At 44.1% G+C, this 22882-nt stretch carries 18 protein-coding genes; 2 read left to right on the forward strand and 16 right to left on the reverse strand.

Translation table 11 applies throughout. The features are described 5' to 3' along the window. Positions 1-88 precede the first annotated feature (88 nt). The 6 genes from R50345_RS22940 to gpr form a co-directional block, all read right to left on the reverse strand. On the reverse strand, positions 89-856 hold the full coding sequence (locus R50345_RS22940; RefSeq protein ID WP_042130400.1) for a response regulator transcription factor: 768 nt from the start codon (positions 854-856) through the stop codon (positions 89-91). Next, positions 841-2646 (reverse strand): cache domain-containing sensor histidine kinase, encoded by a 1806-nt coding sequence (locus tag R50345_RS22945; protein ID WP_231573896.1) that lies wholly within the window; start codon positions 2644-2646, stop codon positions 841-843. Before R50345_RS22945 ends, R50345_RS22940 begins: the two co-directional genes overlap by 16 nt. Positions 2647-2754: 108 nt before the next feature. Then, a complete protein-coding gene (gene lepA / locus R50345_RS22950) occupies positions 2755-4569 on the reverse strand; it encodes a translation elongation factor 4 (RefSeq protein WP_042130404.1) in 1815 nt (604 codons plus the stop codon). 134 nt (positions 4570-4703) lie between these two features. Beyond that, a complete protein-coding gene (locus tag R50345_RS22955) occupies positions 4704-5189 on the reverse strand; it encodes a hypothetical protein (protein ID WP_042130406.1) in 486 nt (161 codons plus the stop codon). Positions 5190-5350: 161 nt separating this feature from the next. Further along, on the reverse strand, positions 5351-6721 hold the full coding sequence (locus R50345_RS22960) for a stage II sporulation protein P (protein WP_042130408.1): 1371 nt from the start codon (positions 6719-6721) through the stop codon (positions 5351-5353). Positions 6722-6877: 156 nt separating this feature from the next. Then, the gene (gene gpr / locus R50345_RS22965) at positions 6878-7879 is read right to left on the reverse strand and encodes a GPR endopeptidase (protein WP_042130410.1); all 1002 of its coding nucleotides are present in this window, start codon (positions 7877-7879) and stop codon (positions 6878-6880) included. A 318-nt stretch (positions 7880-8197) separates the two neighbouring features. On the opposite strand from gpr, the gene rpsT reads away from it, so the two are divergent. Further along, on the forward strand, positions 8198-8470 hold the full coding sequence (gene rpsT / locus R50345_RS22970; RefSeq protein ID WP_042130412.1) for a 30S ribosomal protein S20: 273 nt from the start codon (positions 8198-8200) through the stop codon (positions 8468-8470). Positions 8471-8671: 201 nt separating this feature from the next. Here the strand turns inward: rpsT and holA are convergent, their stop codons facing one another. From holA to R50345_RS22995, 5 genes are all read right to left on the reverse strand, one after another. Continuing rightward, positions 8672-9691, reverse strand: a complete 1020-nt coding sequence (gene holA, locus R50345_RS22975; RefSeq protein ID WP_042130413.1) for a DNA polymerase III subunit delta — start codon at positions 9689-9691, stop codon at positions 8672-8674. Between the two features lie 381 nt (positions 9692-10072). Further along, positions 10073-11320, reverse strand: a complete 1248-nt coding sequence (locus tag R50345_RS22980; protein WP_042130415.1) for an anti-sigma factor family protein — start codon at positions 11318-11320, stop codon at positions 10073-10075. Further along, entirely contained in the window at positions 11317-11865 is a 549-nt protein-coding gene (locus R50345_RS22985; RefSeq protein WP_036677530.1) for an RNA polymerase sigma factor, read from the reverse strand. Before R50345_RS22985 ends, R50345_RS22980 begins: the two co-directional genes overlap by 4 nt. A 375-nt stretch (positions 11866-12240) precedes the next feature. Then, positions 12241-12477 carry a hypothetical protein gene (locus R50345_RS22990; protein ID WP_139328458.1) on the reverse strand — a complete coding sequence of 79 codons (237 nt, stop codon included), beginning with the start codon at positions 12475-12477 and terminating at the stop codon, positions 12241-12243. A 235-nt stretch (positions 12478-12712) separates the two neighbouring features. After that, complete coding sequence (locus R50345_RS22995; protein ID WP_042130419.1) at positions 12713-13354, reverse strand: bifunctional 2-keto-4-hydroxyglutarate aldolase/2-keto-3-deoxy-6-phosphogluconate aldolase; 642 nt, start codon at positions 13352-13354, stop codon at positions 12713-12715. Positions 13355-13698: 344 nt separating this feature from the next. Here R50345_RS22995 and R50345_RS23000 point away from each other — a divergent pair, with 344 nt between their 5' ends. Beyond that, positions 13699-14649 carry a sugar kinase gene (locus R50345_RS23000; RefSeq protein ID WP_042130420.1) on the forward strand — a complete coding sequence of 317 codons (951 nt, stop codon included), beginning with the start codon at positions 13699-13701 and terminating at the stop codon, positions 14647-14649. Positions 14650-15058: 409 nt separating this feature from the next. Here R50345_RS23000 and R50345_RS23005 read toward each other — a convergent pair. The 5 genes from R50345_RS23005 to R50345_RS23030 all read right to left on the reverse strand — a co-directional run bounded on the left by R50345_RS23005 (position 15059) and on the right by R50345_RS23030 (position 22786). Then, positions 15059-16203 (reverse strand): IS3 family transposase gene (locus tag R50345_RS23005; RefSeq protein ID WP_156114702.1). Its coding sequence is split into 2 segments (ribosomal slippage): positions 15059-15915 and positions 15915-16203, totalling 1146 coding nucleotides; the frame shifts between segments, so codons are not numbered across the junction. A 138-nt stretch (positions 16204-16341) separates the two neighbouring features. After that, on the reverse strand, positions 16342-17358 hold the full coding sequence (locus tag R50345_RS23015) for a LacI family DNA-binding transcriptional regulator (protein WP_042130422.1): 1017 nt from the start codon (positions 17356-17358) through the stop codon (positions 16342-16344). A gap of 72 nt (positions 17359-17430) precedes the next feature. Then, the gene (locus R50345_RS23020) at positions 17431-18549 is read right to left on the reverse strand and encodes a hypothetical protein (RefSeq protein ID WP_042130424.1); all 1119 of its coding nucleotides are present in this window, start codon (positions 18547-18549) and stop codon (positions 17431-17433) included. Then, complete coding sequence (locus tag R50345_RS23025) at positions 18546-19097, reverse strand: RNA polymerase sigma factor (RefSeq protein ID WP_231573897.1); 552 nt, start codon at positions 19095-19097, stop codon at positions 18546-18548. The genes R50345_RS23020 and R50345_RS23025 overlap by 4 nt, the downstream gene beginning before the upstream one ends. 986 nt (positions 19098-20083) lie before the next feature. Next, positions 20084-22786, reverse strand: a complete 2703-nt coding sequence (locus R50345_RS23030) for a ComEC/Rec2 family competence protein (protein ID WP_052414702.1) — start codon at positions 22784-22786, stop codon at positions 20084-20086. Between the last annotated feature and the right edge of the window lie 96 nt (positions 22787-22882).

Raw genomic sequence — 22882 nt, forward strand, 5'->3', positions numbered from 1 at the left:
TTCCCCCTTGGAAGGATTATGTGTTGTGCTCTACGTCTATAACTTTATCATCAGAGCGGATTCTGGGGGATGAACTACATTTGGGAAACTATAGAACGTTTTTTGGTTCTTTGCGAAATTCATTCGGCGTGACGCCACACCACTTTTTGAAAATTTTAATAAAATAATTATCGTTCTCAAAGCCCACCTGCTGCCCAATCTCACTAATTGTTAGCTTCGTCTCTGCAAGCAGCATTTTTCCAGCCTGAATACGCCGCTCTTGAATATAATTCGTCAACGTTTTCCCTGTCTTTTTCTTGAATAAGTCACTTATATAGCTGGCATCCATTCGGATCAACTCTGACATGGATTTGAGCGAGATGTCCTCAGAATAATGCTCTTCAATATAAGCAATTATTTTGTTCATCTCCACATGATCTGTCGGTCCCGTTTGTTGCTTCTCAGGAAACCATTTATCGGCCTTTTTCATCTTCACCATTTGCTCCAGCTCGGCATGAACCTTACCCATGGTCTGCTTCAAACCTTGTAGATCTAAAGATAGCTTCAGAATGTAGTCCGAAGCTCCAAATACGAGCGCTTGCCGAGCGTATTCAAATTCACTCAATGCGGTCAACATTACAAATCGACAGTCGAAGCCTTCCTCTCGCGCAACTTGAAGGAGCTTCACCCCATCCATCACTGGCATATTGATATCCGTCACTACCACATCAGGTCGAAGCTCACGAATCATTTGCAAGCCTACTTCTCCATTCTCCGCCTCACCTATAATTTCAAACGGGATTCCAGCCTTTAAAAATAACTTCCGTATACTTTTAACCGCGGGTTGTTCATCATCCACAATTAACGTTCTCCACATGTGAGCTTACCTCCATCGTAAGGTTTTGAAATAAGAAGTGGAAAATGGATAATCACTTCAGTTCCTGTGTCTGATGATACAATGTCCATGCCTGTCCGTTGATTCTTGAACAACAGCTCCAAGCTCTCCCTAATATTCTGAACACCGATTCCTTTCCGTTTCCGTGCAGCCTTATTCAGCTGTGCTCTATCTATCCCCATGCCGTTATCTTTAACCTGCAGATATAGTTGCTGTCCAGTCACCTTAGCGGAAATATCAATTCTCCCTTGTTTCACAGACTGACCGAAGCCGTGAATCAAGCTATTTTCAATTAAGGGTTGAAGACAGAATTTAGGAATTAATGCGTATTGTAGTTCCTCGTTGATATCATATTGAATCTCAATCCCATGTCCGAAGCGTTGCCGCTGAATTTCCATGTAAGATTCAATTAGTACAATCTCATCCTTTAACAGAATCAAATCCACTTCCGTATTTAAGGTTGTTTCCAATATTTTGCCTAGTGCAACACAAATTCCATAAATTTCATCATCATCTTTATCTAAGGCGATGCTCTTTATCGTATTCAATGTATTTAGTAGGAAATGTGGATTCATCTGCGAAAGTAACACCTGAAATCGAACGAATTGCTTCTGTTTTTCTTCAAGCTGAAGACGCTGCAACAGCTCATTTAAATCATGGATCATTATATTGAAACTCTGAGTCAGTGCCAGAATCTCTCCCCGCCCTTGCTCGGGTAATTTCATTTTGAGATTCGTTTTAGCGGTCATCTCCATCTTCTTCTGCAGCTTCTTTAGCGGCACTGTAATCGTCGATGATATAAAATAAGTTAATAAAACAAATAGCAGTAGTATGACTCCAAATACAGCAAAAAATCGTTGCTTCTGCTTATACACCTCAAGAAATAGCTGTTCTAGCTGTACCTTTTTAACGACATAACCATTCAACTCTTCGATGTAGCTGTATGTGTATAAGCTTTTCTCCTTCGGATCGATGATGGATGCAGCACGCTCTGTCTGCCGCTGGTGGTCACTCTTCACAATACTCTGCGCAATATCTGGAGAAAAGGTCTCATCCTTATCCGGATTAAGCATCATTCTCCCTGAGGCATCGAGCAGAAAAAAAGAACCTTCCTGTTTACTCCCTAACGTTGATTTAATAAACCACTCCTCATAATCGATACTTAGTCTTGCATAAGCATAAATGTTAAAACCATTATCACGCATAACCTCATAGAGGCTAAGCATTTTCTTACTTGTCGTACTTTCCCGGACCACATTATTCTTGTCATTCGGATTCCATATATATCGATTCGCTCCTTCTCGCTTCAACGCTTGAACCCAATCTTCCGATTGGATTTCGTCGTAGCTCAAGGTTTCCCTCGGCATAAAGGAAGTGTATGCGTTTCCATGAAGGTCGATTAAAGTATAATATACCGTCGCTCCACTCATGAAGAATGTATTTTCAATCGCTCCAAACTTGTTTTCAACGAGCTTTTTTCTCGTGATTTCATCAGATTGCTCGGGATTCTTCATTATCGATAAAATCGTTGTATCTTGTTCAAGTAATGATCCTGTTTTCATAACGAGACTCATGAGATCAACAAAACCATTCTTAATCCCAATAAGCTGCTCTATGTTCTTCGTTTCCGCATTATCCTGAAGCATTTGTTCTGTCTCTTTGAAGTTATACAGAACGAGCATGGCAATGGGTGTTAGTACCAACAGTAAGAAAGCTAACAAAATCCGATTCTTAAAGGTACTTGGCGTAAGTTTTAAATATAATCGTTTCAAAAGAGGACTCCCCTTACAGTGTATGTGCTTACAATCCTTCCACCCTATTGTAATCTTCTCCTGCTCAAAAAAATAGAGCCGGGATATTCTCCCGGCTCTACCTAATTTCTACTCGTCAATCTTCAGAACGGCCATAAATGCTTCTTGCGGTACCTCGACACTGCCGACTTGCTTCATGCGTTTCTTACCTTCTTTTTGTTTCTCGAGCAGCTTACGCTTACGCGAAATATCACCGCCGTAACATTTAGCAAGTACGTTTTTGCGCATCGCCTTAACGGTTTCACGCGCAACCACCTTCGTACCCACAGAGGCTTGAATCGGCACTTCGAACATTTGACGAGGGATAATCCCACGCAGTTTCTCACAAATGATACGTCCGCGGTTATACGCACGATCACGGTGAACGATAAAGGACAAGGCATCAACCTGCTCGTTGTTAAGCAAGATATCCATCTTGACCAGATTCGAACGACGGTATCCTGAAATTTCATAGTCGTAGGATGCGTAACCTTTGGTACCAGATTTCAACTGATCAAAGAAATCATAAACGATTTCTGACAGTGGAATCTCGTAAGTAATCGTTACACGATTAGTATCTAGATACTCCATATTTACGAACTCGCCACGTTTGTTCTGGCACAGCTCCATTACGGTACCCACAAAGTCGTTAGGCACGATGATCGCTGCTTTAACATACGGCTCTTCAATGTAGTCGATCGTTCCGATTTCCGGATAATGTGACGGGTTGTCGATTTGAATCATTTCGCCATTGGTCAGCATAATTCGGTAGATAACGCTCGGTGCGGTAGTAATTAGCGGCAAATTGAACTCACGTTCAATCCGTTCCTGGATAATTTCCATATGCAAGAGACCAAGGAATCCGCAACGGAAGCCAAATCCAAGTGCGCTAGAGCTTTCCGGCTCAAAGCTTAGCGAAGCATCGTTAAGCTGAAGCTTCTCAAGGGCCTCACGAAGATCGTTATAATCGGAGGTTTCAATCGGATACAAACCACAGTATACCATCGGGTTAATCTTACGATAACCTGGAAGCGGCTCAGCAGTAGGATTCTTGGCATCGGTAACCGTATCACCGACACGAGTATCCCCAACATGCTTGATACCAGCTACGATAAACCCAACATCTCCGATGTTCAATTCATCAACAATGGTCATACGCGGCATAAATGCACCAACCTCAATAACCTCAAAGGTCTTTTCGGTTGCCATCATCTTAATCTTCGAACCTGCGCGGATCTTCCCGTCCATTACGCGCACATAGACGATAACGCCTTTGTAAGGATCATAATGTGAGTCAAAGATCAATGCTTTAAGCGGTTCTTCCGAATTACCGGATGGAGCAGGAACCTGCTTCACCACTTGCTCAAGGATTTCCTTGATACCGATACCGGCTTTGGCAGATGCCATAACCGCTTCACTGGTATCCAGCCCGATAACATCCTCAATTTCCTGCTTTACCCGGTCTGGGTCAGCGTTTGGTAAATCAATTTTGTTGAGGACAGGCAGAATTTCCAGGTTGTTATCCAGCGCTAGATACACATTGGCAAGCGTCTGTGCTTCAATCCCTTGTGCCGCATCTACTACGAGCAACGCGCCTTCACATGCCGCAAGACTGCGGGAAACTTCATAGGTGAAATCGACGTGTCCCGGTGTATCAATCAAATTGAGATAATACTCCACACCATCGTCTGCACGATAGGTTAAACGCACGGCTTGCAGCTTTATTGTGATACCGCGTTCGCGCTCCAGATCCATCTGATCGAGTACCTGTTCCTGCATTTCACGCGTGGTTAGTGCCCCCGTGTATTCCAAAATGCGGTCAGCTAGTGTCGATTTACCATGGTCTATATGTGCAATAATCGAGAAATTGCGAATTTGTTGTTGTCTTTTCTGAACGTCAGTCATTCCTTACCCCCACAGACAGCCTGATATTAATCCACTTATTATAACAGTACAAGCTTACTCCATCAATCCCGCCCTTACGTAAAACAGAAGAAACAGCTATTCACGTATCCGTGAAATAACTGTTTCTCCTGAAATCATTGTGATTCTTCCGCCGAATCGAACAATGAAACTACCCAGCGTATGCCCTTCTGAGAAGCCTGCTGGAGAAGGCCCGCCGTTTTATCTGCTATCACATCGACTGTCGGCTTTTGTTCCTCAGGAATCAGAATCTGTTCCGGAGTTTTCGTACTATACCCGTCTACCACCTGCTGAGGAAGATCTCCATTTGGGGCAGGATTGCTATTCTGAGGCAACGGGGAAACAGGCGTATATGCACCTGTGATAGGGTCGATCACCATCGGAACATACACATAAGTCTGCCCACCTTGTGTAACCCCATTCTTTATCGGTTGTGATTGCATGCCCGTCACTTGGCTGGTTGGCGTAGTCGAAAGATCAGTCCAGCCTGGCAGCAGCTTAGAGACAGTTGCCCCTCCGCTGCCACTAAACTGCATACCTAACAGTATACCGACCCCTGCCCAAATACCGACCATAACCAGTTTTTTACCGAAACGAGACATGTAAGCCACTCCTTTTTAAAATTATAAGAAAGTATAAGTTTCACGTTACACATTATCCTTAAAATTCTCGCATAAACACTTACCGTCTTTAAAAGGACGCCAAAGGCGTTTTAGCTTGATACTTGGTAATTAGGCTGTTACTCTAAATGAATGTCTAAAGGTTACGAAGCTCCGTCCGATGACTTTTGAGGTGCTGTAGCATTGGTTTGTCCCTTGCTCTCTTGGGTTGTGGGATTCGTCGCCTTGCCAGCTGCGTTTACCTTCTCCGAGTCATGACTGCTCCAATACACATCCGCAATAGCATCTGCCAAAATATCAGCCGTACGCTTTAATTCCTCTGCTGTATTATCAACACCGCCCACCTCAATCAAGACACTATTAGGTGAGAGGGTCTGGTTGTACTCCCCGTTGTTTCCTTTACCCGCAGCTTTTCCCCATATTCCGCGAGATATTCCTGGGTAACTCTTTTCAATCGTTTGATGAATCTTGTTCGCAAACTCTTCGTTCTTCTTCCAATCTTTATTCGCATGTCCAATAATAAAATACACCTGAGCGTAACTTTTCCCATCAATCACTGCAGTTGTTTTGCCATGACGCTGCGAGTCGCGGTGAATGTCGATAAGTTCACTCATTTCTTGGTTTGAGCTCATTGCAGATTTAACCAACATTCGAGAGTATTTGTAGGAAAAATTCCAGTTATAGTCGGCAATTTTAGTTAGAAAATCTTCTTTGGCATGAACTGTACCAATCCCGCGTTGTTCCAATCTTTTCGTAATATATGATCCTACCAGCATTACATTTTTAGAAGAAACCGCCGAGCTTGGATTTTCGTTCGTCACTCCTAGTAGAGGGTTATAGGCCTCTCGAGGATGTGAATGATAGATAAGAACCCGTTTGACCGAGGTATCCTTATCTGTCTCGCTTTGAGGATCACTCTTATCCGTGCCTCCCGTAGCTCCTGATGGCTCAGGAGACGGAGTTATCGTCGCTTCAGGTTGCTGTGATGGGGTATCTTCAGGCTTGTCCACTTCGTCTGGAACAGATGGATCATCCGATTCCCCTCCACCCTCAGCCAGTTCATCCGTTCCCGGATGATAATCAACAGGCGCTCCTGTAGAACCACCCGAGCCTTTTCGCAATAGAAACGGATCATCCGCTGCCAAACCTGGCACTTCACGAGAGACTAGACTCTTCGGATCACTTGGATTCACACTGGTCAGCAATTGAAATACAAAGGAAGTTACTTTTTCACCTGAAAAAGCGGAAGGCTCTTCCCCCTTCGGTAAATGCGGTACCTCCATCCCCAACAGCTCCATGAAAAATCCACTGGATAGTGAGGCCGCAAGCCCCTTCATAGATGGAATGGGTGAAGAGTTCAACTTCTGTCCGGCCAAACCACCAGCTCCAAGCAGCATAAAAAATACTAGCGAACCTCCGGCCAACAGCAGCATCGTTCTTCCCAGCGATAAAGCATCCAGCACTCTTCCACGTAAGCGGCCGATGTTCCAAAGCTGAAACCATTTTTTATTCATTATATTTATGTCCTCCTCCAGCCCTCTGTAATCTCTTATACTCCAAATCTATGAGCGAACGAGAAATAGTAGAACCGAAAATGAGAGAATAGACATAGAGCCCGTACAGGATACTGTAGATCAGCATCCCGCCGGACTGTGCTAGCTATGATTCAATTAGTGGGTATAAGCACCGACATTCTCAGGATCGACCGCATCATGCAAGGCCGCATTCAAACCACTGGCTACAATATTGGCGATACCTTCAATAAATTCATCGATTTCTTTAGGTGTAACGATCAGATCATGTCCAAGTGGCTCAAGAACTTCCTTCACCAGTGACAATCGCTCCTGCTCGGAAATATCGTCCAACATCCCCATGATTTCTTTAGTGTGACCAGCTCCTTGCCCGAAATGATTCTTCATCATCTCCAGTACATTATTTACAATAGTCGAAGCATAGCAAACTGTAGGAACACCGATGGCAATACAAGGAACACCCAGAATTTCCTGCGTCAATCCGCGTCGTTTATTTCCAATCCCTGAACCCGGATGGATGCCGATATCAGCAATCTGAATTGTCGTATTGATCCGTTCAAGCGAACGGGATGCCAGTGCGTCAATGGCAATGATGAGATCCGGCTTTGTACGATCCACAATCCCCTGTACAACCTCACTTGATTCGATACCGGTCAATCCCAATACCCCAGGAGCAATAGCACTTACCTTGCGATAACCTGGAGAGACCTGATCCGGCACCAGCTCATAAAACTGCCGAGTAATGAGCGCATTCTCCACAACCAGCGGACCCAGTGAATCTGGAGTCACATTCCAGTTACCAAGTCCGACGATTAGCACAGATGCATCCTTACCAATGCCAATCCTAATCAGGAAGTCCTCGAATTCGCGAGCAAAGACTTCAGCAACTTTTTGCTGTAAACCGGTATCTCCACCGCGCAGCGCTGGCACCTCAAGCGTGACATAATTTCCAATCGCGCGGCCTATCGCTTGTGATCCTGCTGCGTTAGCCACACCAAGCCGGGTAACTTTTATCCCATCAGACTCTTCCACTTCTTCGTTCACACCAGGAATTGGCGTCCTTTGTGGCCCTTGGGCCATTTCCTTTGCTTCTAACGCCAAGTCCGTGCGTACCGAATATAGCTGCAGATCCGGTTCCATCGTTATACCAGCCTCCTTAAAGGTTTTGTAAGCATACACTTCATTGAGTAACCTTCGACAAAACTTGCTTCGTAAGCGATACTTAGTTTTGTAAGCTTTCGCTTCGTCCTTGAGTTACTTTGAACAAAAACTCAAATTACAAGCTTCTGCCTATGCTCTTTTGTCGATAGTGTGCGAGAGAAAGCCCTTGTTTATGCAGGTTAAAATGGTTTAATTTGAAAGCTTTAAGTATTGCTTTTTACTACCGGTCATGCTAAACTATTTTAAGTTGTGAATCATTTGATAATGATTTCGAATGTCTTACAGGAGGTGAATGCAATGCCAAATATTAAATCCGCGGTTAAACGCGTAAACACGAACGAAAAACGCCGTGCACTGAACGCTTCCCAAAAATCCGCGCTTCGTACAGCTGTGAAAACTGCTGATGTAGCACTGACAGGTACGGAAGTTGAAACTGCTCAAGCTGCTTTCCAAGCTGCTTCCAAAAAGCTGGACAAGGCCGTAACTAAAGGTCTGGTTCATAAAAATGCGGCTGCCCGCAAAAAATCCCGCTTGGCGAAGAAATTGAACGCTCTTAAGGCTCAAGCCTAGGACGACATTCATAATGAGCAATTGAAGAACCTGACCGCTATGTTTCATACGGTTGGGTTTTTTTGTGCCAGCAACTCCTTCTGAACCGCATAATCGTGAATAAAAAAAGAGCAAACCCAGCATGATTAGCTGAATTCACTCTTCTTCGCTTGTATTCTATTCTTTCAAGTTCCTTCACAATCTACTACAGTAACCATCGAACTAGGCTGCAAGCCGCAGCATAAACAGCTCCAGACCAAGCACTTTATCTATAGCCCCTGTCTTCATCTTATAATCTAGATCAGCCAGTGCACTTAAGATTTGCCGCAGACGTTCACTTGAGAACTTGTGAGCCTGCTCCCCTGCAAGCTTAACTGCATAGGGATGAAGTCCGATCTGCGAAGCAATCTGACCTTGCGAATAACTATGTGCTGATAAATCCTTCACCTGCAAAATAATTCGGAACTGCCGCGCAATTAACGCAGCAATCTTAATAGGTTCTTCCCGCTGCTTCAACAGCTCATACAGCGTATCAAGCGCCTTATCCAAACGAAGGTTAGCGATATCTTCCACAAGCGTGAACACATTTTGTTCTGTTCCGCGGTGCACTAGACTCTCTACCGCTTCTGCGTCCACGGTTCCGCCCTTCCCAGCGAATAAACAAAGCTTGTCCATTTCCGCAGATAAGCCTTGCAAACCTGTTCCTGCATTGGTTATGAGAATTTCCGCAGTCCCGGGCGCCATCACACAACCTCGTTCACGAATCCCTTTCTCCACCCAGCGCAGCAGTTCTTCTGCTCCGAGCGGGTTAAAGGCTAATACCGTGCCCGCTGATTTAACAGTCTTCACAATTTTCTTACGCTCATCCAGCTTGTCATTATTCACCATAAAGACGATTACACTGAAATCTACAGGATGCTGCAAATAATCACTTAAAATATCTATACGATGCTCAAGTTTGGCATTCTCTTTTCCTGCAGTAAATAACGATGCGTCCCGCACCAGCAATAATTTACGTTCTACCATAAAGGGTACAGTCTCAGCTTCTTCTACCACAGCCTGCACCGGCGTCTCAGAGAGATCAAAGGGAATAACCGCGAAATCACGATCCTCTTTGGCAATCAGCTGGTCTTCCAGCAATGCCGCAAATTCATTCATTCGAAATTTTTCACTGCCGTACAAAAGGTACAGCGGTGAGATTTTCCCTTGTTTGATTTCTTTTATCGCCGTTTTGGCATCCATTCCGCCACTTCCTTTTCCATTCATCTAGCCCAATTTGCCCAGAGTCCTATTGTAGCAAAAAAAACGACAAAAATGCACAAGTATAACCACCTTCGGCATCTTATATGGACGGTAAGCGTTTAATCGAGAAAAATAAGACATAAAGGATAAGTTCCACGCTATACTTTATGTCTTATTTTTCATGCAAAAACGGAGAAACTCTGGCAGCCATGGCCAAAGCTCCTCCGTTTCAGCGGCGCATCTATATAAACGCCGGAGTGAAAAGCCCTAGAAACTTCCCATCCGACGGTCATACCGATGTTCTGCAAATCCAATACTCTCTAGTTCCTGTCCGGTTGCTATAGTATATTCCGAAACTTCGAAAAATGTTCCGGCCTCATATTAATTTGTTGACGAAGCAGCCGGTGTTGCTGATGGCGACGCGGCCGGAGTAGAAGAGGTAATTCCCGCTTTTTGCACAGTGTACACTTTGGTAGTATTAACTCCATCTTTCTCCGTCACATACGTGAACTGCGAGCTATCCGCCGACCATTCTCCGGAAATCCAATTTCCTTCTAATGGATAAGAAGTTACTGCCGTCCTATCTTCCACTGAGCCTTCAGGTGAATTCTTATATATTACAAGCTGCAGCCCAGCGAACTCAACCGCATAATGCCCATCAGGTGAAGTCCAAGTCTGAACATTAGAATCCGTAGAATCCGAAGAAATGTTAAAGCCCATAACTTCTTTTCTATAGTCACTAGCAATATCTAATGCTCCCTCAGTAGGTGGCGCTAAATCAGCTGCGCCCCCCTTATCTATAGAAGCGGGTTGATCCTTCTTATCAGCTTTGGGCTGATTATTACTAGTGTCGCTAACATCCGGGGGTTGAACTTTCGTAACTGCATCCGGCTTCGGCGTCATAATCTTCTCAGTAGGATTAGGCCTCACACCATTAGTTGGTTCCGGTATCGATCGTCCTCCAGATCCAGCATTAGTTTCAGTTGGGGAAGGCGGCATCGACGCAGGATCAACCGGTCCCATTGCTCTATCTAATGGGGCGTTACCCTCATCCACACCAGGCGCAGCCGGTAGAGCCCCGGAATCTGTTCCGCTATTAGCAGGCGCAGCCTCATCTAAACTAGCAGATGTAGAAGCTTGAGCTTGCGATTCAATAGCCATATCAGCAGAATCATTGCTGGCTGTATTAGCATTATATTGTAAGCTTTGTTCTACCTCTGCCCCAGGCATTTTATCCGGCATATTAAAAATAGCGATCCCTAATATTACAGCAGCTGCAATAGCTCCAATGCCTGTCCGTGTTGCTATAGAGGTTCCCTTGGAAGCTTTACCGCGGGAGCTTTCACGTGAAAATGGAACTACAACTGGCTCCTCGGTTCTCACAGCGCTTTGTTCACGACTGCTTCGATCCAATTCTGCAAGCTGAGGTAAAATAGAGTCAACCAGACTAAACGGGGGTTTCACGTCTGGCAATTGCTCCAATTCATTGGAGAGAAGTGTCAGCCGCTCAAAGACTTCCGCGCAGGAAGGACAATTATCGATATGACGGAACATTTCAACAATCTCATCTTGGCTCAAATCTTTGTCTAAATAGCGGTGCATCCATTCCATCACCTCCGCGCATTTCATCCCGATACACCACCTTTCTGGTACTCCTGAAGTCTATTCTGCAGCTGCTGTCTGGCCCTAAACAGGTATGATTTCACTGTATTCAAAGGCAAATCCAGGCAGTCTGCAATCTCGTTGTAAGAAAAATCTTGTAAATAGCGTAGGACAATGACTGTCCGATGATGTTCGGGCAATTGATCAATCGCTTCACGTATATCCTCAGCTAAATAAGAGGATAGAACTTCGCGTTCCACATTGTGTTTATCCTGAAACACCATTTCATGTTCATCAATAGAAACTGTAGGTTTAGTTCTTCTGAATTTATCAATGCAAATATTGGTAACGATTCGCTGAACCCACGTTTTGAACTGGGCCTTTTCCTCATATGAACCGATTTTGGTATAAACCCGGATCAAGGCCTCCTGTGATGCATCCAGTGCATCTTGTTCATTATGCAAAATGTAGAAGGCCGTTTTATATACATGCCCTTCAATTTCTCGCAATAGGGTGATTAGAGCGTCGCGATCGCCCGCTTGAGCGGCTCTGATGAGTCCCTGCTCCACCACGAAGGTTCCCCCTCTCTATGCAATCTTACTGACGCGCAAGACTGCGAATTTGTTGCAACCCTGTAATTAATATTTTTAGAATACCAAACTTTTCTTAGAACGTCATGTTAAGCCATCTTTTATAAAGCGCTAACGCACAATTCGCAGCCAATAATTCCTACTAAGCATACAGGGGAAACTTCAATCATTCAAATACTCTTTTGAATAACTTTATAACAAAAATGACACAAGTATAAACGCCTTCAACATCCCTATAAGGACAGCAGGCGTTTAGGCATGAACTATCTCCCATTCCCAAAAGAAAAGGGCTTATCCTCCTGTCGGAAAAGAAGCCGTCAGCTAACAAGAAATGGCTCTAAAATTAAGCACATAACTCTATTTATATAACACAATCTTGCAGAGTAAGAATACTGCGTAGTTGTCCCTAGTTTCGTCATCCACAACATACGCCTCTCCATTCTCAAAAATATGCGGGTTATTGTAATTTCGCTCTAATCTATAGATCTGGCCTTCCGTCACCTTACAACCATGGAATGCCGATGCAATTTCTACGTATTCAGCATCCTCTTCATCAGCTGCTTGATACAACTTTTTATCATGATAAGCAGGCATATACTCACTCCCGGTCCGATAATAAACCATTCCAATTTGTTGACGTCAGTCAAACATCATAACTCTCCTACTTTATAGTTTATTGCCTTTGTCCTCATTCTATACTTTATGAAAAACATATATTGCAAGAAATTGTGATTAGCAAAAAATAAGCATAAAAAAAGCTGTATAACTGACATCCGTCAGCATACAGCTTTCAATAATCGATCCATTTGAATTTATGAGACAAACAAAGTTAAATTCCTTTTACTTCTTTAAACTTCGCCACATACTGAGCCGCAAGATCAGTAATCTGATCATATCGGCCATCCTTCGCTGGTGCAGTCAAATTGCCCCCGATACCTACTGCTATACAGCCGTTGGCAATCCACTTCTCCATATTATTCAGATCCACGCCACCTGTTGGCATAATGTTCACATGCGGCATAGGACCTTTAACCGCTTTCACATAATCCGGACCAAAAGCACTGCCAGGGAATAGCTTAAGCACATCCACTCCAAACTTCAACGCTTCCTTCATTTCATTTAATGTCATGCAGCCAGGCATGTATGGAATACCATAAAGGTTACACATCTTAGCTGTCTCTGCTTCAAAAGAGGGACTAACCACAAATTCCGAGCCTGCAAGAATGGCTATTCTGGCCGTTAATGGATCAAGTACAGTACCTGCTCCAATCACTGCGCGATCTCCGTACTCTGCAACCAATCGTTTTATCGCCACATCCGCATCCGGAGTCGTGAAGGTGACTTCAATATTATTCAAACCGCCTTCAATACAGGCAACGGACATTTTAAAAGCTTCCTCAGCACTATCAGCACGAATAACAGCTACAACTCCAACGGACGCCACATTCTGCAATACTTTCATTTTCTTCATCAGTAGACTCCCTTTCTCTTGGTACGATCGTAGATGAATATGAAATACTAATTTAGATAAACTTTTTATTAAATTTACTAATTATTGCGACATAATCTATAATGAGATAGTAATAATAATACGGGTAACAGTCAATACAATTTTATATAGATCATGATATATTTTCATCAAATTCACCAATTAACCCTTATAAAATAAGGACTTAAACCTAATTATTTTACTTTTATTAAAAATATGTTTTTGATCAATATTCATTCTTTTATTGTACAAAACCGATTTATGTGATAATTTCAAGTTACACATCATTATACTGGGATAAATTCATTACCCTAGGAGGAACTCAAATGAGTAAACAGCTGGATGCCGTCACTTTCGGGGAGCCGATGGCGATGTTTTATGCGAATGAAACAGGCCCCCTGCATGAAGTCTTTTCATTCTCCAAAGCGTTGGCAGGTGCTGAGAGCAATGTAGCTACGGGCTTATCACGCTTAAATCATCCTACAGGTTATGTTACGAAGCTTGGTGAAGATAACTTTGGTCATTTTATTGCTCAAGCTATGAAGAAAGAGAACATTGATACCGACAACATTACTTTTACTAAAGAAAATTCTACGGGTATGTTAATCAAATCAAAGGTCGTTACCGGCGATCCTAAAGTCGAATACTTCCGCAAAAATTCCGCGGCCTCCAAGCTTAGTCTGGTTGATTTTGACGAGGCATACTTTAATGCTGCAGGACATTTACACGTGACAAGCATCTCCGCCGCCTTATCCAAGAGCTGCCATGAATTCGCTGTTCACGCTATGGAATTTATGAAAAGACAAGGCAAGACTGTCTCCCTAGATCCAAACCTGCGCCCTAGCTTATGGCCGGATACGGAAACGATGGTAAACACGATCAATGATCTGGCTACACGCTGTGATTGGTTCCTTCCGGGACTCGGAGAAGGCAATATTCTTACAGGCCTAAGCACGCCGGAAGAGATTGCAGACTATTATCTGGCGCGTGGGGTCAGCTTAGTCGTCATTAAGCTCGGACCTGAAGGCGCTTTCTATAAATCCGCTGAAGGAGAAGGCTACGTAGATGGATTTAAGGTAGAAGAGGTCGTTGATACCGTTGGTGCAGGTGATGGATTTGCAGTTGGCGTAATCAGTGCAATGCTGGAAAAGTTTCCGATTGCCGAGGCCGTCAAACGTGGCAATGCGATCGGCGCGTTAGCCGTCATGTCGCCTGGCGATATGGATGGGCTTCCGACTCGTGAAGAGCTTGCGAAGTTTATGCAGCAGGAGGATTAAGCACATAGATTTGAGTCAGCTTTCGCAACATAATCTCAGTAAACTTCTGTAATTCTCATAAATAGCTGAATGCAACCAAATCTACACAACATAGCTGTACTCTATACAACTATATCGAGTCAAAATCGTTTCTTCTCGGCTTTAATTGCACTTTATACATTTAACAACCAGGTGAACATCGCTGTCAGCAATTTCCCGCAGAAATAACTGCACAAAATACTATTAAACTCTTAATCCAGGAAGCACAAACTAAAATAGTTGCAGAAAGTACAATTAACCACAAGATGAAACAACAACGTTGCAGCCTTATAGTCTAGCAGCTTGGGAGTTTTATTATTAAAAAAAGCCGTCTCACAGTTGATGGGACTGACCCCCGTTTGTGAGACAGGGATCAAAACACCTTACAAGTTTAAGTAGCCAGTCGCCGGAAATCCATCGGTGACTGGTTATTTAGTTTCGCTTGAATTCGAATTGAGTTATAGTAAATGATGTAGTCTCGAATGGTCTTTACAACGATTGCAGTCGTTGTAGATGTGAGATCTTCGAGGTAGAACGTTTCAGACTTTAGAGTGGAATGAAACGATTCAATGGGGGCATTATCAGCGGGCGTTCCTTTACGGGACATGCTCATGGTAATGCCTTTTCCTTTTACAGCTTCCTGGTACGCAAAGGACGTATACACGCTGCCCTGGTCGCTATGCAACAACATCTTTTTCTGCTTTGGAAGTTGATTTAATGTATCCAACACCAAAGAGGTATCTTGTTTATCTGCTATACTGTAAGCCACAATCTCACCATTGTACAAGTCTAGAATGCTGGAGAAGTACAACATCTTCCCGCCAAATGGCAAATAGGTAATGTCCGTGACGAGTTTTTGCAGAGGTGCTTCTGCATGAAACTGTCGCTTGAGCAGATTTTCAAAGGAGTGTACAGATTGCCCAGTCACCTTTCGTTTTTTCATCCTCACGCGGCACTGAAGCCCCTCACACTGCATGATCCGCTGGACTCGCTTATGATTTATACTCTGCTCTATCCGAAGGAGCGCCGTGATTTTTCGGTACCCATAGCGGAATTTATGACGGATGCAAAGCTCCCGGATTTTCTCCACCAGTTTGTCTGTATGCTTTGTCCCCACAGCTGCTTTCCAGCGGTAGTAAGTCGTTCTTGCGATTCCGAGCCATCTACAAGCCTCAGACACCGTCACTTCGTTTCGAATGGATTCAATCCAGGCAATAACGGCCTCTGGTTCCACCTCCTCTCCAACTCCTCGTACTTTTTTAGCAGATCTAATTGTTGTTTTAAGAATCGGTTCTCTGCCTTTACTTTTTCGAGTTCCGAAGAGTCCTCCGGACCTTTGCCATAGCTGTACTGTTTACCCACCGGCTGCTCCAAACGATGTCGTTCACCATTTCGATTCCATCTCATCCATGTCTTTAGCTGTGTCTTATTCCGTATTCCGAGCTGCTCCATAACCTCTTTCACAGGTACTCCTGCTAATCTCATTTCTATAGCTTTCATCTTTATTTCCACGGGATAACTTACTCTGGTTGCCAATGCAAAAACACCTCCAAGATGATCTCCTTATCTTACGACAAGGTTCCATTCTCTTGAAGGTGTTTTGATTTGTCTCATGTTATGGGGTCAGTCCCTTGATCTGTGGAATGGCTTTTTTTGTACTTCTATAGCTTGTAGTCAGTTATATGACTTCACAGATTGCCCTTGTTGTAAGGACGGCGGGAATCGATAGGTGATTGGAACGGAAGCGCCCTTGTCCTCAATACAAGAGAGTATAATTTTAGCGGCTTGCATACCCATTTCGTATGCAGGCTGACGAATCGTTGTAATGACCGGATTATAAATTTGCGCGAACTCCGCATCATCTATCCCGATGACAGACAATTGTTCTGGAATAGCGATGGCATTTCGATTCGCATATTTCAAAATCTCTGCTAGCGTGATATCGTTCGTAGCCAATAGCGCTGTCGGAGGGTCCGGCAATGCTAAAAGGCGCATCAGTCCTGTAGCTAATTCTTCTTTTGGCACACTACAGATATACTCCTCACGCAGAGGTATGCCGGCTTCTTCCATCGCTTTTTTATAACCACTGATCCGCTCTTTACGAGGGGTAATGGCATGTTCACCTAATGGAAGGGAGACTAGAGCAATTCGCTCATGTCCTTGTTGTGTCAGCTGTCCCACACCTATCTTGGCCGCCATTTCATTGTCGAGCAGCAAACTCTGCGTGGTGATTCCATCTACCAGACGATCCATAAACACTAACGGAAAATCCGCCTCGATCAATCTGCTGTATGCAGATGGATTGTTCCCCGTCGGAAAAATAATCAAACCGTCCACCTGGCGGGCGATTAAAGTTTCTACGTACTTGCTTTCTTTTTCCGCATTCTCATCGGCATTGCATATGATTACTTGGATCCCGTGTTGTTGCAGCTCATTTTCAATCGCCCGAATACACTGGATAGACAGCGAATAATCGATATTAGCAACAATGATTCCGACCATATGCGTCCGATTCTGCTTCAGACTGCGTGCAAGTCCATTCGGTTGATAATTGAGCTCCTCGATCACAGCCTCGATCCGATTCTTCGTCGCTTCACTCATATATTTAAAACGTTTATTCAAAAATTGAGAGACCGTACTCTTCGACACTCCCGCTTTTTGAGCCACATCATCAATCGTCAACTTCTTCATCTCTTCGGCTCCACTCTTCTCAAAAGAAAATACTTTATCAAAAAGTATAGCTTTTATTTAGTGAATTATCTACTAGGGAGTCTGACTCATAAATTCCTGATACAGCTCATTTCGTTGCTCTTCTGATAAAAAGGCCCAATCTTCATCTATCCATCCTAGCCCACCTTTCACAATAATATCCGCTTTGCGTAGTACCCCATCCACTTCATAATCCATGGTTAATGTTTCTCCCTTTATCTCTTTAAACCCTTTGGTTATTGCAGTTGATCGAATGCTTAAGGTCTCTAGATCATAAAGCACTGTTTTGTCTTGGTATGTCTTATCTACCGGGTATTCTAGGTAACTTATTACGAGATATTCATTCTCCTTATCCACAGCGAATAAATACTTGTAGCTTAACAGTGTTTCATCAAAGTTCGTAAGCTCCATCGGTACCACAGTTTCCCCTGCCGCTGCTTTTTTAACATTTAGCGTAGAAATTCTACCATTCTCCGGTTTGTCTGAACCTAAAGTTCGCGTGGAGGAACTCAGCAGGATATAATCTCCCGCTCCATAGAATCCATTCATATATTGATAAGTACTTGCCCCTCCCGCATAAAGAGGAAATGTATAAATCCTAGTAGCCGAAGAAGCCGATAACTCCGTCTGGTCCTTCGAGCTCAGGTAAAGGGTGAACGGTTCTGTAGGATGTGTATACTTTGGCTTCTTGTAGTCAACCATCGGGGGTGGCGGCGACCAGAGAATTCCCGCTGTTGTCTCAACGGCATATGCTTTAGTCTTATCTCTGCTCATTGGCAAAGGCATATAATATTTCTTACCGCTAATCTCAAACTCTGCCGGACTTGTCGGAGGCTCTAACGCTTTGTCATTAGTAGCAGGAGTAGAAGAAGGTAATATCCCTGCAGCTTGTGACTGCACCGATGAAGATTGGACTGGACCATGACTCTTCCATGCTCCTATAGGCAAGTTAAGTGCACCTATCAACAAAATCATAGCCACACTGGTCAGTAGCACACTTTTGTTAATCCGATAACGTCCATGGCTTTTATTTTTTAGCACAGCAGCCTGCTCAATCCGCATCATCAGCTCAGGTGTAAAGCCATCCTCAATAAAAGGTCTTTTGCCTGCTTGCGCATACCAATCATTCTGTCCGATCATCACTGAGTTACTGTCATCAGCTTTGCCTTTCATTCTCTCTCCTCCTTCTGGATGGCTTGCTTAACCTTCTCCCTCGCTCGCGCGAGACGAGATTTCACAGTCCCCTGTGGTACATTCAGTAAATCGGACATTTCACCGATCGATAGTCCATGCTGAATATCCAGTACAAGCACCTCTCTGTTCTTATCTGGTAGGGTCATAATAATTTCCCAGATTCGGTTCGCATACTGTTTGCCGAGCGCTTCTTTTTCTGCAGACAGAGCAGTTATAGTGACAGGTTGATCCCCAAATGGTATAAATCTGCGCCAAAAGCTATTTTTGCTCCAACTAAAGGCTGTATTTCTAGTAATCGTGAGTAGCCAAGTTTTCATCGACGATTGTCCCCGGTACTTCCCCACATTTTTATATGCCTTCAAAAACACTTCTTGGCTAATATCATTCGCTTGCTCACGGCTTCTACTTAAGAAAAAAGCATAGTTCCACACATCTGATCCATACTCCTCCATCATTTCCCGCAAGGTCATTTCGGACGCATACGCTTCTGCATATGGCATATCTTCGCTTAGCATGTTTCGTCTCACCCCTTGCCTAATAAGACTTTTCAAACTTGAAAAAGTTCCCTTTAAAATAAATAATTAGGTTATATATTACTTAACAGCATAATCTCTATATCTGTCTATTAAAAAACACCACCGATGAACGCGTGAACGTCCATCGGTGGTGCTCGTGTGTCGGATTAGAAAGAATCTACACATTAGGGTTTATCCTCTGGAATCGGGATGTATTGCAGGTGTAATGCACATTCGCATATATCTTATATCTTCAGATAAACTTACTTTCCATGTGGTTTAAATTACTGGCATAATGACCAAACCATCTGCTATGTCTCGGATACATCCGTAAATAGCTTTCTATTGTATTTCGTGCAATAGAAGTAGATTTTTCTACTGTAAAAAGAGATTCTGTTGCACTTCATACAACAGATGCTGCTAAATTTCAGAGAAATAGGCGATTTTCCTCATTTTGAGTGTACGAAGTGCAATAGAATGAAGATTCAACTACTTCGACGTGCGTTCTATTGCATAAAGTGCAATGAGAGGCGATTGGTTCGAATCATTCTATTGGACTTTCTTCGTTGAGAGAAGCTTAATGTGTTCTATTGGACTTCGTTCGGTGAGAGAAGCTTTATGTGTTCTCTTGTAGCATGTTCGATGAGAGGTGACTAGTATGTTGTTTTGTACTTATGCAATAAGAGGAACTTGGGGCGTTCTGTTGCAGTTTGTGCAATCTTGTGCAACGTATTGAGTTTATGAGTTTTATGTGTGCTATTAGTTATGTAACGGGAGGAGCTAGGTACCCCACCTCCCCTTCAATACTCTCTCAATCCAATACTTCAATCCTTCTTCCATCCCACTTTCCTTCCTATTTCCCTATTTACCTAATCCCCGATCCTCTCCTCTTACTTTCACACCTTTACCTACTTCCCAATCTTCTCCTTTACTTTCACACCTTTACCTACTTTTTCCTATCTCTACCTACCTTCCCTATATCCTATCTCTACTTATCTTTACTTATCTATTCCCACCCCTTCCTCCCCCAACTTATATCGCACAGCAATCCCCTCCGCCCGCACCCGCATCTGTATCTCCCCCTGCTGATCCGTCCGGAATATAGCTGCATGATGATCTTCCAACCGCTCCAATACCTCAGCTTTCGGGTGTCCATACAAATTATTAACACCCGCAGAAATTACCGCTGCTTCAGGATTCCAGAACTCCAGCCAAGCTTCACCGGTGGATGTTTTACTCCCGTGATGAGCTACCTTTAGCACATCAATGACAGGTCCGGTGCTGATGCCCTTTTGCCGGGCTAGCCCTACAATCTCCTCCTCTGCTTCCAGATCCATATCACCGGTGAAGAGAAAGTTCCTTCCATTCATCTCTAAGCGAAAAGCCACTGAATCGTGATTCTGCTCTTCCAGTAGTGGGACTTCATTCAACGGCGGAGTACCTGACACCTCTCCACTCCTTCCCTCCGGCCATAAAAAAGACAGCTCTGTCGCATCATCCGGAGAAAGGGTCATTCCTTGATGCACAGCATACAGCTGAACCTTCCGCTCCATCGCAGTCCTCATCAATTCCATATAAGACTCGCGATCCGTAATCGTCCCATTAAAAAGCAACGCCGAGACCGGAATATCTTCCACAACAGCTTGGAGTCCTCCGGTATGATCCTGATCTCCATGTGTCAAAATAATCGCATCTAAACGGTGAATGCCGCGTTTTTTAAGCAAGGGCACCAGTACTTTAGCTCCTACCTCGAACGGACTTCGGCGAACGCGCCACTCTTCTTTTTGACCAAAGTTTAAAGTTCCTCCACCATCCACTAAAATATGGGCTCCGCTCGGTGTAGTTATGAGTATACTGTCGCCTTGTCCGATATCCAGATAACTAATCGTACCTTTCCCTGCCTGACTCTCCGACTGATAACCTTTGTACAGCAAGATCCCCAGTCCAAGTACCGACACCAAAACAATCACTCCGCTCCAATGTACGAGCAAAGGCGTTGCAATATTAAGATACTGCCAATTCCCCATTCCCCCGTGTCCACTACGACCACCATAACCACTGCGCCCAGGGCTGTTCAAACCAACCTCCGCTAATGGTCTCGTCTCGTCCTCCATATACTGCGGTGCAGCACGAGCTTCCTTTCTTAGCTTGGCAACATACAACAGACAATACAACAAAACATAGTACACCCCGACCCACAGCAATGATGGCGTGCCCCAAATCAGAACTCCACCAGCGAATCCATTGATCCACTCCACAGCGTAAAAAGTAGCGTTATTAAAAAGCTCAGTTATATGTGCCAACATCCCCGCAGCATCTTCCCACAACCGTCCAAGCAATAGCGCAAGCGTCCCTAGTGGCAAAACTACAAAAGTAATAAAAGGCACAAAGACCAAATTGGCGGCAAAGGACAACAACGAAAACTGATTAAAGTAATAAATTGTGAGTGGAAACGAGACCAGCTGGGCTACAAGAGTCACAGAGACGGCACCTTTAAGCCAGCGTGGCAGTGCACTCAGAAGAGGATTCATAAGCGGAACGTAGACCATCAAGCCTAAGGTTACTAGAAAAGACAGCTGGAAGCTTACACTAAGCAGCATATAAGGATTCCAGATCAACATGACTAATGCCGATGCCGCCAAAATATTCAGACCATCCTTCAGCATCCCAACCCGTGCAGCAAGCAAGGCAATCATACTCATCAACCCCGCTCGCACAATGGACGGACCTGCTCCTGACAAGAGGACATAAACAGGAACGAGTATAAAAGTTAGCGTTAGCGCGGTTTCTTTTGTCAGACGTAAGCGCCTGAACAGAAATAAAAGAACACCTACATATACAGCCACATGCATACCTGAAATGGCGAGAATATGTGTCAACCCGAGCTGAGAAAACTGCTTAAAGGTATCCGGATCGAGATCATCCTGCATACCAATGATTAAACCCTTCATATACCCAGAGTGACGCTGCCCAAAAAGTTGATCCAGTTCTGCCCCAAGAACCGTCCGCGCACTATCATTTAAGCGAAAAATCGTTAACGGACTCCATGAATCCGGAACGTTTGCCCTCACATTTTCCACTCCCTGACCCTTCAAAAGCCAGTGAATCTTCTTCGTATGTAAATAGGCACGATAATCGAAGGCTCCAAAATTACGCGCTTCTGCCGGCTCTTCCAGCACACCATTAAGCAGCACTTCATCCCCTCTCCGCCATTCCGCAGCGACAGTAATTTCTTGCTCGGTCAGAAGTTTGATCTGCACTGCGATTAACTCCCCCTGTACTCTTTTCTCCTGTTCATCCGCAGGATCAGATGCTTTCTCTTCATCCTCTGCAAGTAGATCCATATGTGAGAGCTTCATCGTAAAATCAACCCGATCCCCGTCCCGTTCCACGACAGAAACGATCGTACCTCTAGCTTCCACAGGACTCCCACTCAGCTCTGCAGTCGACCTATCCAGTAATTCAGGAATTCCGCTAATGTTGCGAGCTTCATTCCACTCCCAATATCCAGCACCTAATGAAATGGAAAAACACAATACGGCTATGTATTTCCAGCTCATTGTTTCCCACATCATCAGGCTCACCAGTAAAAATATTAATCCAACCCACGAGAGCAGTAGTCCGCTCCCTGTGCATAAGCAAGCCGCTGCGCTTCCAGCCACCCAGCACACTGTAAAGCCTAATAAGGGTCTTTCCTTCATGTCCCTATCCCTCCTTTCTCAAGCAAAAAAAAGAACCTCTGCATACGCCATAAAAGCGTACGAGAGGTTCTTCCTCAAGTCATCTTATTGAATTAA

The sequence above is a fragment of the Paenibacillus sp. FSL R5-0345 genome, from assembly GCF_000758585.1.
In the GTDB taxonomy this organism is placed as follows: domain Bacteria; phylum Bacillota; class Bacilli; order Paenibacillales; family Paenibacillaceae; genus Paenibacillus_AQ.

What these genes read in the sequence shown, in the direction of transcription:
- R50345_RS22940 (WP_042130400.1), bottom strand. Translation starts at nt 856, where the DNA reads ATGTGGAGAACGTTAATTGTGGATGATGAACAACCCGCGGTTAAAAGT.
- lepA (WP_042130404.1), bottom strand. Translation starts at nt 4,569, where the DNA reads ATGACTGACGTTCAGAAAAGACAACAACAAATTCGCAATTTCTCGATT.
- R50345_RS22955 (WP_042130406.1), bottom strand. Translation starts at nt 5,189, where the DNA reads ATGTCTCGTTTCGGTAAAAAACTGGTTATGGTCGGTATTTGGGCAGGG.
- R50345_RS22960 (WP_042130408.1), bottom strand. Translation starts at nt 6,721, where the DNA reads ATGAATAAAAAATGGTTTCAGCTTTGGAACATCGGCCGCTTACGTGGA.
- gpr (WP_042130410.1), bottom strand. Translation starts at nt 7,879, where the DNA reads ATGGAACCGGATCTGCAGCTATATTCGGTACGCACGGACTTGGCGTTA.
- rpsT (WP_042130412.1), top strand. Translation starts at nt 8,198, where the DNA reads ATGCCAAATATTAAATCCGCGGTTAAACGCGTAAACACGAACGAAAAA.
- holA (WP_042130413.1), bottom strand. Translation starts at nt 9,691, where the DNA reads ATGGATGCCAAAACGGCGATAAAAGAAATCAAACAAGGGAAAATCTCA.
- R50345_RS22980 (WP_042130415.1), bottom strand. Translation starts at nt 11,320, where the DNA reads ATGAAATGCGCGGAGGTGATGGAATGGATGCACCGCTATTTAGACAAA.
- R50345_RS22990 (WP_139328458.1), bottom strand. Translation starts at nt 12,477, where the DNA reads ATGCCTGCTTATCATGATAAAAAGTTGTATCAAGCAGCTGATGAAGAG.
- R50345_RS22995 (WP_042130419.1), bottom strand. Translation starts at nt 13,354, where the DNA reads ATGAAGAAAATGAAAGTATTGCAGAATGTGGCGTCCGTTGGAGTTGTA.
- R50345_RS23000 (WP_042130420.1), top strand. Translation starts at nt 13,699, where the DNA reads ATGAGTAAACAGCTGGATGCCGTCACTTTCGGGGAGCCGATGGCGATG.
- R50345_RS23015 (WP_042130422.1), bottom strand. Translation starts at nt 17,358, where the DNA reads ATGAAGAAGTTGACGATTGATGATGTGGCTCAAAAAGCGGGAGTGTCG.
- R50345_RS23020 (WP_042130424.1), bottom strand. Translation starts at nt 18,549, where the DNA reads ATGAAAGGCAAAGCTGATGACAGTAACTCAGTGATGATCGGACAGAAT.
- R50345_RS23030 (WP_052414702.1), bottom strand. Translation starts at nt 22,786, where the DNA reads ATGAAGGAAAGACCCTTATTAGGCTTTACAGTGTGCTGGGTGGCTGGA.